The 11867-nt window shown below is 63.5% G+C and carries 12 protein-coding genes (1 of these 12 running past the window's edge); 8 read left to right on the top strand and 4 right to left on the bottom strand.

Annotation, left to right across the window (positions count from 1 at the left end; all coding sequences use genetic code 11):
* The first annotated feature begins 236 nt into the window (after positions 1-236).
* Positions 237-851 (top strand): glutathione S-transferase family protein, encoded by a 615-nt coding sequence (locus ACZYOF_RS09425; RefSeq protein WP_463715569.1) that lies wholly within the window; start codon positions 237-239, stop codon positions 849-851.
* Between the two features lie 13 nt (positions 852-864).
* Positions 865-1737, top strand: coding sequence for an MBL fold metallo-hydrolase (locus ACZYOF_RS09420; RefSeq protein WP_463715568.1), 873 nt, complete (start codon positions 865-867; stop codon positions 1735-1737).
* 91 nt (positions 1738-1828) lie between these two features.
* On the opposite strand, the gene ACZYOF_RS09415 is transcribed toward ACZYOF_RS09420, so the two are convergent.
* Positions 1829-2371: a methylated-DNA--[protein]-cysteine S-methyltransferase gene (locus tag ACZYOF_RS09415; protein WP_463715567.1), complete on the bottom strand. Its 543-nt coding sequence runs from the start codon at positions 2369-2371 to the stop codon at positions 1829-1831.
* A 234-nt stretch (positions 2372-2605) separates the two neighbouring features.
* Between ACZYOF_RS09415 and ACZYOF_RS09410 the strand changes: the two genes are divergently transcribed.
* Positions 2606-3415, top strand: a complete 810-nt coding sequence (locus ACZYOF_RS09410) for an alpha/beta fold hydrolase (protein WP_463715566.1) — start codon at positions 2606-2608, stop codon at positions 3413-3415.
* 153 nt (positions 3416-3568) lie between these two features.
* Here the strand turns inward: ACZYOF_RS09410 and ACZYOF_RS09405 are convergent, their stop codons facing one another.
* Positions 3569-5302, bottom strand: a complete 1734-nt coding sequence (locus ACZYOF_RS09405; RefSeq protein WP_463715565.1) for an adenylate/guanylate cyclase domain-containing protein — start codon at positions 5300-5302, stop codon at positions 3569-3571.
* Between the two features lie 341 nt (positions 5303-5643).
* Entirely contained in the window at positions 5644-6072 is a 429-nt protein-coding gene (locus tag ACZYOF_RS09400) for a carboxymuconolactone decarboxylase family protein (RefSeq protein ID WP_463715564.1), read from the bottom strand.
* Between the two features lie 100 nt (positions 6073-6172).
* On the opposite strand from ACZYOF_RS09400, the gene ACZYOF_RS09395 reads away from it, so the two are divergent.
* From ACZYOF_RS09395 to ACZYOF_RS09375, 5 genes are all read left to right on the top strand, one after another.
* Positions 6173-7021, top strand: coding sequence for a sigma-70 family RNA polymerase sigma factor (locus tag ACZYOF_RS09395; RefSeq protein WP_463715572.1), 849 nt, complete (start codon positions 6173-6175; stop codon positions 7019-7021).
* 93 nt (positions 7022-7114) lie between these two features.
* A complete protein-coding gene (locus tag ACZYOF_RS09390) occupies positions 7115-7789 on the top strand; it encodes a GntR family transcriptional regulator (RefSeq protein ID WP_463715563.1) in 675 nt (224 codons plus the stop codon).
* Between the two features lie 39 nt (positions 7790-7828).
* On the top strand, positions 7829-8629 hold the full coding sequence (locus ACZYOF_RS09385; protein ID WP_463715562.1) for a phytanoyl-CoA dioxygenase family protein: 801 nt from the start codon (positions 7829-7831) through the stop codon (positions 8627-8629).
* A gap of 141 nt (positions 8630-8770) precedes the next feature.
* Positions 8771-10108 carry an NAD(P)H-dependent oxidoreductase gene (locus ACZYOF_RS09380; protein ID WP_463715561.1) on the top strand — a complete coding sequence of 446 codons (1338 nt, stop codon included), beginning with the start codon at positions 8771-8773 and terminating at the stop codon, positions 10106-10108.
* A 232-nt stretch (positions 10109-10340) separates the two neighbouring features.
* Positions 10341-11429: a TRAP transporter substrate-binding protein gene (locus tag ACZYOF_RS09375; protein ID WP_463715560.1), complete on the top strand. Its 1089-nt coding sequence runs from the start codon at positions 10341-10343 to the stop codon at positions 11427-11429.
* A 215-nt stretch (positions 11430-11644) separates the two neighbouring features.
* Here the strand turns inward: ACZYOF_RS09375 and ACZYOF_RS09370 are convergent, their stop codons facing one another.
* Positions 11645-11867 carry the end of a hypothetical protein gene (locus ACZYOF_RS09370; protein WP_165421389.1) on the bottom strand. The gene runs 392 nt beyond the window's last position, so only the last 223 of its 615 coding nucleotides appear in the window; the start codon falls outside the window, past its right edge; its stop codon occupies positions 11645-11647.

Raw genomic sequence — 11867 nt, 5'->3', positions numbered from 1 at the left:
CAGAAATCTTCGGAAGCCAATCCTCGCCCGGGGCCCGGTCGTCGCGCTGCGCTACGCATGGCTCCGCGCGCCGCCCTCTCACCGCAAAAACCCAACCCAACCCTGTTCGTTGAGAGCCTTGACTCACGAAGCCCCATATGAGGGTGGGCAAAGCGAAGCGTGCCCACCATCACGAGCAGAATTGCTAATGGTGGGCACGCTTCGCTTTGCCCACCCTACGACCCAAGGGGCATCCCATGAAGCTTACTTTCTCGCCCGCCTCGCCGTTTGCCCGCAAGGTGCGCATCGCTGCGATCGAGACCGGGCTGATCGACAAGATCGAACTGGTCCCCACCACGGTCGCGCCAGGCACCGCGAATGATGCCTATACGCGCGATATCAACCCGCTGAAGAAACTCCCGGTGCTGATCCTCGATGACGGCGACGTCATCCTCGATTCCTACGTCATTGTCGAATATCTCGACGATCTCGCCGGCGGCGGCAAATTGATTCCCTCGTCCGGACCGGCGCGCTGGAAGGCGAAGACCGATCACTCGCTGCTGCAGGGCATGCTCGATTCCATGCTGTTGTGCCGTTACGAAAAGATGGTGCGGCCGCAGGGCTCGCAGTGGCAGGCTTGGTATGACGACCATTGGAACCGGGCCTGGGCCGGCATGGCGCGGTTCGAGCGGCGGGAGGATGTGCTTTCCGGGCCGTTCAACATCGCACAGATCGGACTGGTTTGCGTGCTCGGCTATGCCGACCTCCGCTTCCCCGACTGCGGCTGGCGCAAGGCCCATCCGAAGCTCGATGCGTTCAACCAGAAGATGCTGGAGCGGCCGTCAGTCAAGATCTCGGTGCCTCCAGCCTGAAGCGGAGTCTGCCATGAGCCTCACCTTCTCGATCGGAGATATCACCATCCACCGCATCATCGAGCAGGAGACGGCATTCCTGCCGGCCCTGGAGATGCTGCCCGGCTTGACGCCGGAAGTGCTGGCCGAGAACCGGGCCTGGATGCGCGAGGCCAAGGCGCTCGATGATAGCGACGTGCTGCTGCTGTGCTTCCAGTCCTATGTCGTGAAGACGCCGCATCACACCATCCTGATCGATAGCTGCATCGGCAACGACAAGCCGCGCCCGCAGCGTCCGAAATGGAACATGAAGACCGACGACACCTATATGCGCGGCCTCGCCGCGGCCGGGTTCTCGGTCGAAGACATCGACTATGTGATGTGCACGCATCTGCATGTCGACCATGTCGGCTGGAACACGCGATTGGAAAACGGCCGCTGGGTGCCAACGTTTCCAAAAGCGCGCTACGTCTTTGCCAAGGGCGAGTTCGACCACTGGACCGCGCAAAACGAAAAAAGCGAGGTGCCGGCCTTCGTCGACAGCGTGCTGCCGATCGTGGAGTCAAAGCGCGAGGCGGTCGTGAGCCACGATTTTGCGATCGGCGACCACGCACGCATCCTGCCGACGCCCGGACACACGCCGGGCCATGTCGCCTTCACCCTTGGGCGCGGCAAGGACGACGCCGTGTTCTCCGGCGATCTCATGCACTCGCCGCTGCAGACGCACTATCCGGAACTGTCGGCGAAGTTCGATGTCGACCAGGCGCAGGCGGCGCGGACGCGGCGCAGTTTCCTGGAGCGCTATTGCGACACCGACACGCTCTGCTGCACCGCGCATTTCCCCTCGCCCTCGATCGGCAAGATCCGGCGCAGAGGCGACGGGTTTAGGTGCGAGACGCTCGCTTAGCCGCGTAGGGTGGGCAAAGCGCAGCGTGCCCACCGTTAGAGACTCCGCCGTGATGGTGGGCACGCTGTGCTTTGCCCACCCTGCGATTTGCTCAATCAAACAAGCTCGGCGTGTGGTTGACGATGGCGCCCTCGATCTCAAGCATCTTCAGCTTCGTCACCACGCCACCATTCGCCGAGAAGCCGCCGGGCTTGTCGCCGGCCGCGAGCACGCGATGGCAGGGCACGACGATTGGGCACGGGTTGCGGCCGAGCGCCTGGCCGACGTCGCGCGACAGTTCGACGCCGCCAAGCTGCTTGGCGATCTCGCCATAGGTCATGGTCTTGCCCGGCGGGATCCTGCGCGCGATGTCATAGACGCCGCGGTTGAACGCCGGCACGCCGTCAAGGTCGAGCACGACCTCGGCAAGGTCGTTCGGCTTGCCCTCGAGCAGTTCGGTCATGGCCTCGATCGCGCGTCTCACGTCCGCGGGCGGCGCGGCTTCCATCACCTCGCCGCTCCGCTGCTGGATGCGCTGGCGGGTCTTTTCCTCGCTCCCCATCGGCAATTGCACGCCGGTGATGCCGCGCTCGCCCCACACTACGCCGCAAGCGCCGATCACGGTGTCGAAGATCGCGAAATGCTGGTCGGTCATGGCTTGCTCCATATCCGCTTGGCTCCATGTAGGAGCTTGATCCTTGTCGCGGAATCTAGGCTTGGCGAATATTGCTAACCACCCGAATCCTGGCCGGAACCCGAGGTATCGGCAATACCGGATCGGCGGCATCCACTTGAAAAAGCGAGACTTCCGCCCTGCGTTTTCGGGCATGGGCAGCGCCTGCGTTCCATGGAATCATGGGCCGTCCCTTCAGCCTCCACGAGCCCCTGCATGCAAACCCTTCGCGTCAACGGATACGACATGGCCTATCTCGAGGTGGGCGAAGGGCCGCCACTGGTGTGCGTGCACGGCTCGCTCTGCGATTTCCGCATCTGGTCGGCGACGCTGGGACTTCTGTCGCGCAAGCACCGCGTGATCGCGGTCAGCCTGCGGCACTTCTTCCCCGACCGCTGGGACGGTGTCGGCGACACCTATTCGATTGCCCAGCACGTCGAAGACGTCATCGCCTTCATCGAGCAGATCGAGCCGAAGCCGGTCGACCTGATGGGCCACTCGCGCGGCGGACACGTCTCCTTCCGCGTCGCGCAGCGGCGGCCGGATCTGTTGCGCAAACTGATCCTGGCCGAGCCCGGTGGCGAACTGGATGAAACGCTCGATCCCGAGTTCAAGCCGGGCCCCTCGCCGCTGGCGGCGCGGATCGCCGCCTCCGCCGAAATCATCGCCAAGGGCGACATCGATGGCGGGCTGCAGATCTTCATCGACGCGCTGGAAGGCCCCGGCGCCTGGAAGCGGTTGCCGGCGGCGGTGAAAGAACCGTTGCGCGACAACGCGACGACGCTGATTGGCCAGACGCGCGACAAGCGTCCGCCGTTCTCGAAGGCGGACGCCGAAGCGATCCAGACGCCGACCCTGTTCATCGGCGGCGCCAACACCAGAGGCGCGCTGCCGAAAGTGCTGCACACGCTGGCGGCCCATGTGAAGGGTTCGCGCACCGAGATGATCCCGGGCACGACGCATCCGATGTTCGAGCAGGCCCCGCAGCGCTATTGCGAGACCGTGCTGGATTTTCTGGCGGAGTGACTGCCGCTCATCTCCGCCGCCGCCACGTCATTGCGAGCGCAGCGAAGCAATCCATTTCTCGGGTCGCTGAGACATGCATTGCTTCGCGGAGCCTGTCATCGGGCGGCGCTGCGCGCCGACCCGGTGGCTCGCAATGACGAGTGGAGAGGCGCATCACTTGTGATCGAGATACCATGAGCCATCCCAATCGTCGGTGGGCGGATTTATCTTGAAGCCGTCGATGCGTTTGACAAAGGTCATGGATGGCCCGTCGGCGGGAACCGCTTCAAGTGCTTCCTTGAAGGCCTGGAGCGCGTCGTCCCAATGTCGGGCGCGATAAGCGGCAAGTCCGTCGGAATATCGCTTCAACAATGCCAATTGCGCCGGGCTCAGCTCGCCCTTGCGCCCGATGATCTCGAACACCGTAACCGGCCGCGTCTGGCCAACGACGACCAGCCGATCGACCTCGCGAAACTCGATCGCATCGGCGGCCGCTTTCACGGTCGCTTCGGAAACCAGGGCATGGCTTCCGTATATCTTGTTCACGCCCTCCAGGCGCGAGGCAAGGTTCACCGCGTCGCCCATGACGGTGTAGCTCATCATGAATTCCGAGCCGATGCTTCCCACCAGCACCTCGCCGGTCGCAACCCCGATGCGAACGTCGCATTCACTCGGTACCGACCGCACGCCAAGCAGCTCGGGCAATTCCGTCCGCAAAGCCGTACCGCGATCGGCCATGTCGATGGCGGCAAGGCAGGCAAGCCGCGCTTGTTCGCCATCCTCGTTGAATGGCGGGCCCCAATAGGCCATGATCGCATCGCCGATATATTTGTCGATGATCCCGTGATGGCTGCGGATCGGGCCCGACATCGTCGAGAGATAGTGATTCATCACTTTGACCAATCCCTGCGGCGTCATTCCCTCGCTGAGGCTGGTAAAGCCCTTCATGTCGCAGAACAGCACGGTCATGATACGGCGCTGACCGTCGGTCGCGGTCAATGATTGTCTCTCAATCAGCCCCTCCACGACTCGCGGGTCGATGTATCTGCCGAAGGTCTCGCGCATCCGCTCCTTGTGGCGCAATTGCTCGACCATGTTGTTGAACGCCGTCGTCAGTTGGCCGATCTCGTCCCGGGTCGTGACGTCGATCGTGCCATCGAGCCGGCCGGCTTCGACCGCGCGGGTCCCTTCCAGCAAGCGCCTGACCGGCCGCGTGATGCCGGTGCTTACGAAGAACGAAAAGAGCAGGCCCAGTATCGCGGCAAGTGCCGTCAGAATGACGGAGGCCAAAATCGACCTTTGCTGATCCTTCATCGTCACCGCGGCGTCGGCGCGCACCTGCGCCAGCATCTCCCCGCGAACCTCATCCACTCTCTGGTTGAGTTCATTGCGCAGGGCTTCGGTGCGAGCAAGACTGGCATTGACTTCGGCAAGATTGCCGGCTTCGAGCAACGGCAGCAGCCGTTTGTGCTCCTCACCCAGATAGCGGCGAAGGTCGCTATTCAGCGTCTCAATTCGATCGTCGATCCGGCCCAGCCTCGCGTTGTCGGATTCGGTGGAAAGATCCGCGATGATCGCGTTGACGAGGCCACGCGCGGTCTTCGCTTCCTGATCGACTTCCAGGCCCTTCGCCTCGTAGACTTTCTGCTGCTCGGCCACTGCAGCCTGGTCCGGTGGCGATTGCATGCTTGCGATCACCATCCTGCGGAGAGCCAATGCCTGCTCGAGCGAACGGACATTCATCCGCGCCAGATGACCGTAAGCCTCAACATATTTCGTCGTCAGCTCATCGAGTTGGTGGGCGATCCTCCTTGCCATCACCGTCGACAACACCGAGATGATGGCCATCAGCACGATCAGCCCCATGGCAATGCCAAGGATTCGGTTTCTGATTGTCGGTTGCAGCATTAATCGGCGCTCTGACATGACAGGCGGAATCTTCAAAGTAAGAACGGGATGACGCGAGAATGGGAAACAGGGCCGATCGAGACATAACCAGCCGACTTGGCCAACCCAAGCGTCCGATCAGACTTCGCCGAATGTAGCACAGTTCCAGAGACTTGGATTGGGTGTCGTTTTCAGCGTCACCGGGATTGGCGGGCTTTTTCTGTGCAGGCCTTAAGTGCTCAATAATGAATTCAGGAAGAGGCGATGCGGCCGGTGAGGAGGCTTCGGAGAAGCTCGACACCGACCGATGCAATGTTCAGACGGCCTCTCTCCAAGGGAAAGAGGCGGGAGGCGTCCCTCGATCAGATCTTCCACGCGCCGACCGGCTGGCGGACGGCGACGTTGAGGCGATTCCAGACGTTGATGACGGCGATCGCAAGGATCAGGGACGCCAACTCCTTTTCGTTGAAATGCTTGTCGGCCTCACGCCAGATCGCATCCGGCACCCCCTCCTCGCGATCGCTAAGCCGGGTCAGCGATTCCGTCAGCGCTAGCGCGGCGCGCTCGGCGTCGGTGAAATAGGGCGCATCGCGCCAGGCAGCGACGCAGAACAGCCGCTCGTCCGTTTCCCCAGCCCTCTTCGCGAGTTTCGGATGCATGTCGACGCAGACGCTGCAGCCGTTGATCTGGCTGGCGCGCAGGTGCACGAGTTCGAGCAGTTTCTCGGGCAGGCTGCCGTGCGGCAGGTTGCTGAGCGTCTGCATCGTCTTCATGGCCTCGGGAATGACCATCGCAGTCCAGCCGATTTGCTGTCACACCGGCCGGATTTGCTTCGTCATGGCCATGACGGACGCGAGATGGAGAGTGTGACCGACGGACGAGAAAAATTTTCTGGCCGCGCAATTCGAGACCAACCGGGCCCATCTCCGCGCAGTGGCCTACCGCATGCTCGGCTCAGCGAGCGAGGTCGACGACGCCGTGCAGGAGACCTGGCTGCGGCTGAGCCGCACCGATGCCTCCGCGGTCGAAAATCTGGGAGGCTGGCTGACCACCGTGATCGCCCGTGTCTGCCTCGACATGCTGCGCGCGCGCAAGGCGCGCCGCGAGGACCCGATGGGCCCGCATGTGCCCGAGCCGGCCGCGCACGATATGCATGAGCGCGACGCCGAGATGGCCGATTCCGTCGGCGCGGCGCTGCTGGTGGTGCTGGATGCGCGCGCGCCGGCCGAGCGGCTCGCTTTCGTGCTGCACGACATGTTCGCCGTCCCCTTCGAGGAGATCGCGCCGATCGTCGGCCGCACGCCGGCGGCGGCGCGCCAGCTTGCAAGCCGTGCCCGGCGCCGCGTGCAGGGCTCCCGCGAGGCCACCGATGGCGATGCGCCGCGGCAGCGCCGGATCGTCGAGGCATTCCTTGCGGCCTCGCGCGACGGCGATTTCGAAGGCCTGCTCGCAGTGCTCGATCCCGGTGTCGTGTTCCGCGCCGACGCTGCAGCGCAGCGATTGGGATCGCTGGCGGAAATCCGCGGCGCGACGGCGGTTGCCGAGACCTTCAAGGGACGGGCGCAGGCTGCAAAGCCGGCACTGGTCGATGGCGCCCCGGCGCTGGCGGTCATTCTCGACGGGCAATTGCGGATCGTGCTGCAGTTCACCATTGCGGGCGACAGGATCACGGCGTTCGAGGCCGTTGCCAATGCGGAGCGGATCGCGGCGTTCGACATCGAGATGCCTCCGAGCAACTAGGCTGAGGGCAGCCAGGTTTCGCCTTGACTGCATCTAGAGCCGGGGGTAGCCTTTCCGAATACGGAATTCCGTATTCCGAAGGAAACGCCCGGTATGCTCCCGCTCGAGCCGCTACCCAACCTGATCGACCAGGTCTATGCGCGGATCCTGGAGGCAATCATCGACCGCACGCTGCCGCCCGGGCAGCGGATCACCCAGAACGAGCTTGCCGAGAAGCTTGGCGTGTCGCGCCAGCCGGTGTCGCATGCGCTGCATCTGTTGCACCGGCAGGGATTGGTCGCCGAGAGCGGCCGCCGCGGCTTCGAGGTGACCCAGCTCGATCCGCAGCGCATCCGCCAACTCTACGAAGTCCGCGGCGCGATCGACGCGCTGGCCGCGCTGCTCGCCGCCGGGCGCAGCAGAACGGATGCTGCTGGCCGCGGGCGGCTCGAAGCGGCGCTTACCGCCGGCCGCGCGATCGACGCGCACACGCCGCTCGCAGAACTGATCGCGCGCGATGTCGACTTCCACAGCGCGATCTACGCGCTGTCAGGCAATCCCGCGATCGAGGAGATGATCGCTCCGCAATGGGCGCATATGCGCCGCTCGATGGCGACTGTGCTCGCCGAGCTCGACTATCGCGAGAGCGCCTGGGCCGAGCATGAGCAGATCGCCGCACATGTCCTTGCCGGCAACGCAAGGGCGGCCGAGACCGCAGCCCTTGCGCATGCGCAGATGGCAGGCCGGATGACGGAGGAAAGACTGAGAGCGACCGACGTGGCGGCGTGATCGGCGCGCCGTCAAAGAAAACCAAAAGGAGGAAGCACCGTGAAACTGACGCCAGAGCAGATCGAATTCTTCAACCGCGAGGGCTGGCTGTTCCTGCCCGAATTGTTCAGCCAGGAAGAGGTAGATTCCCTCGCCCGCGAGGCGATGAACATCTACGACGCCAACCGCCCCGAGGTATGGCGCGAAAAGAGCGGCGCGCCGCGCACCGCCTTTGCCGCGCATCTCTATAACGAGGCTTTCGGCGCCCTCGGCGCACATCCGCGCATGATCGACCCGATCGAGCAGATCTTCGGCGAGAAGGTCTACATGCACCAGTTCAAGATCAATGCGAAAGCGGCCTTCACCGGCGACGTCTGGCAATGGCATCAGGATTACGGCACCTGGAAGCGCGACGACGGCATGCCGGAGCCGCGCGCGATGAACATCGCGATCTTCCTCGACGAGGTGATGCCGATCAACGGCCCCTTGATGCTGGTGCCGAAGAGCCACCACGCCGGCGACCTCAAGGCCGCCCATGACCTTCAGACCACCTCCTATCCGCTGTGGACGCTGGACGAGGAGACCGTGACGCGCCTGGTGAAGGACGGCGGCATTGTCGCGCCGACCGGCAAGCCCGGCGGCATGCTGATGTTCCACGGCAATCTCGTGCACGGCTCGAGCGGCAACATCACGCCCTATCCGCGCAAGATCGTCTACCTGACGCTGAACGCGGTCTCGAACTACATCCGCACCCCGACGCGGCCGGAATACATCGCCCATCGCGATTTCACGCCGATCCAGACGGTCGCGGACGACGCGCTGGTGCGGCTGGCGCGTGCGCCGCGACAGGCGGCGGAGTAGTCTCTCACACTGTCATTCCGGGACGCGCGAAGCGCGGGCCCGGAATCCATTTCTCCGTTCGCGCATGCGGCCCGATGGATTCCGGGTTCACGCTTCGCGTGCCCCGGAATGACGAAAACAACGATCATCGGATGTCCCGCCATGAACCTCCACCACCTCCTCAAAGCCCGCGCCGCTGCCGGCAAGCCGGTTCGCGTGGCGCTGATCGGCGCCGGAAAATTCGGCTCGATGTTCCTGTCGCAGGTGCCGCATACGCCGGGGCTGGAGGTGCCCATCATCATCGATCTCGACCGCGACCGCGCACGCGAGGCGTGCCGCACCGTCGGTTGGGACGATGATCGGATCAAGGCCACGACGTTCACCGATGACGGCGTACGCGCGATTGCCGGCGGCCCGATCGATGTGGTGGTGGAGGCGACCGGCAATCCTGCGGTCGGCATCAAACACGCACGCGCGGCGATTGCGGCCGGCAAGCACGTCGTCATGGTCAATGTCGAGGCCGACGTGCTGGCGGGCCCGCTGCTTGCGGAAGAAGCCCGCAAGGCCGGCGTGGTCTATTCGCTCGCCTATGGCGACCAGCCGGCGCTGACGGCCGAAATGGTCGATTGGGCGCGCGCCACCGGCTTTCGCGTCGTCGTCGCCGGCAAGGGCACGAAGTATCTGCCGGCCTATCACGACGTGACGCCGGAAGGCGTCTGGAGTCATTACGGCCTCACCGCCGGCGAGGCGCAATCCGCCGGCATGAACCCGCAGATGTTCAACTCCTTCCTCGACGGCACCAAATCCGCGATCGAGATGGCAGCGATTGCGAACGCCACCGGCCTCGACGTGCCCTCCGACGGCCTCTTGTTTCCGCCATGCGGCGTCGACGATCTCCCGCATATCTTGCGGCCGCGCGAGAAAGGCGGCGTGCTGAAGAAGTCGGGCGTGGTGGAAGTGGTGTCGTCGATCGAGCGCGACGGCCGTCCCGTCTTCCGCGACCTGCGCTGGGGCGTCTATGTCGTGCTGGAAGCGCCGAACGATTATGCCGCCGATTGCTTCAAGCAATACGGGCTGAAGACCGACGCCTCCGGCCGCTATGCGGCGATGTACAAGCCCTACCATCTGATCGGACTGGAGTTGAACATTTCGGTCCTGTCGGCAGCATTACGCAATGAGCCAACCGGCCAGCCGCATGGTTTTCGCGGCGATGTCGCCGCAGTCGCCAAACGCGATCTGCGTGCGGGCGAAGAGCTCGATGGCGAAGGCGGCTACACGGTGTGGGGCAAGCTGATGCCGGCACAAGCGAGCCTTGCCGCCGGCGCCTTGCCGATCGGGCTCGCCCATCGCGTGAAGCTGAAGAACAATATCGTGCATGGCGCGGTGGTGCGCTGGAGCGATGTCGAGATCGACACCAATAACGAGACGATCAAGACGCGCAAGGCGATGGAAGCTGCGTTCGGCGGGACGAAGGCAGGCGCCGAGCGCGTGCGTGCCTGAAGATTGAGCGCGCGCTTCGCAACTGCGATAGAGCATTGCGCTTGATTATCGGTGGGCGAACGGTCATGCTCGCTGACGGAACCGGAAATTTCGGAATTCCGATAACAAGAGCCTTTTGAAGGCCTGCCAACCCAATCACCACAATCCAGCGTCGGTCACCGACGAAGCCAAAAACGACACTCAAGATCGTTGTCCCTCGTCGAGGTATCGACACCAGCAGAGGGGAAACGCAATGAAACGTCGTGAGTTCTTGAAGGCAGGCGGCATCTCGCTCGCCGCGAGCGCCATTGCTGCGCCCGCGGTTGCGCAATCGATGCCGGAAGTGAAATGGCGCCTGGCGGCGAGTTGGCCGAAAGCGCTCGATACGCTCTATGGCGGCTGCGAATTTTTCTGCAAGCGTGTGGCCGAGATCACCGACAACCGATTCCAGATCCAGCCGTTCGCCGCCGGCGAAATCGTGCCCGGCCTGCAGGTTCTCGATGCCGTGTCGAACGGCACGGTCGAGATGGGCAACACCGCGCTCTATTACTATTGGGGCAAGAACCCGGCCTTCACCTTCGGCACATCGCTGCCGTTCGGCCTCAACACGCGCCAGCACATCTCCTGGCTGCAATGGGGCGGTGGACAGGATCTGCTCAACGATCTGCTCAAGGAATATGGCTGCACCAGCGTTCCGACCGGCTCGACCGGCGCGCAGATGGGCGGCTGGTTCCGCAAGGAGATCAAGTCAACGGCGGACCTTCAGGGCCTCAAATTCCGCGTCGGCGGATTTGCCGGCACCATCATCGCCAAGGTTGGCGGCGTGCCGCAGCAGATCGCGGGGGGCGACATCTATCCGGCGCTGGAGAAGGGCACCATCGACGCTGCCGAATGGGTCGGCCCCTATGACGACGAGAAGCTCGGCTTCGTGAAGGTCGCGAAGTTCTATTATTATCCCGGTTGGTGGGAAGGCACCGGCCAGGGCCACAACCTCATGAATCTCGAGAAGTGGAACAACCTGCCGAAGCATTATCAGGCCGCGGTCGAGGCCGCATCCGAAGACTGCTTCACCTGGGTCACCGGCAAATATGACGCCGTCAACCCGCCGGCGCTCAAACGGCTGATCGTCGCCGGCGCGCAGCTCCGCCCCTTCCCGCAGGAAGTGCTGGAAAGCTGCTACAACGCCGCGAACGAGATCTATGCCGATCTCGCCAAGACCAACCCGCACTTCAAGAAGATGTATTCAAGCCTTTCGGCCTACCGCAACGAATCGCTGGCCTGGATGCAGGTCGCCGAATTGAGCTTCGACAGCTTCATGATGCGGATGCGGACGCGGACGTAAGTGACCCATCAGCGAGAAACAGCAAAAGCCCCAGAGACGCTCCGGGGCTTTCGATTTCTGTCATTCCGGGGCGCGACGAAGTCGCGAGCCCGGAATCCATCCAACCGCGGAGTGCATTGCGAAATGGGTTCCGGGCTCGCGCTACGCGCGCCCCGGAATGACGAAAATCTTTGGACGGACTACATGACAGGCGGCGCTTATCGCGCCACCCGCCGTCACTCCTGGTCGCTGGCCCCGAGAACCTCGGCGAGCTTGTCGTAGTATTTCGTCACAAGGTCGATATTGCCCTTGTTCTCGACCGCGGGCTGCGGCGACTTCAGGGCTTCGTTGAGATCGGCGAGCGCTTCCTTCTTGTCCTTCGCCGACATCTTCTTGTCGGCCTGGACCTGGGCGATCTGCGCCTTGATGACGGCTTCGGGGCCGACATATTTCTTGGTC

The organism is Bradyrhizobium sp. LeoA1Lang (assembly GCF_055413685.1).
Note: the sequence above shows the minus strand (reverse complement) of the source record. Positions and strands in the feature narration are given on the sequence as shown.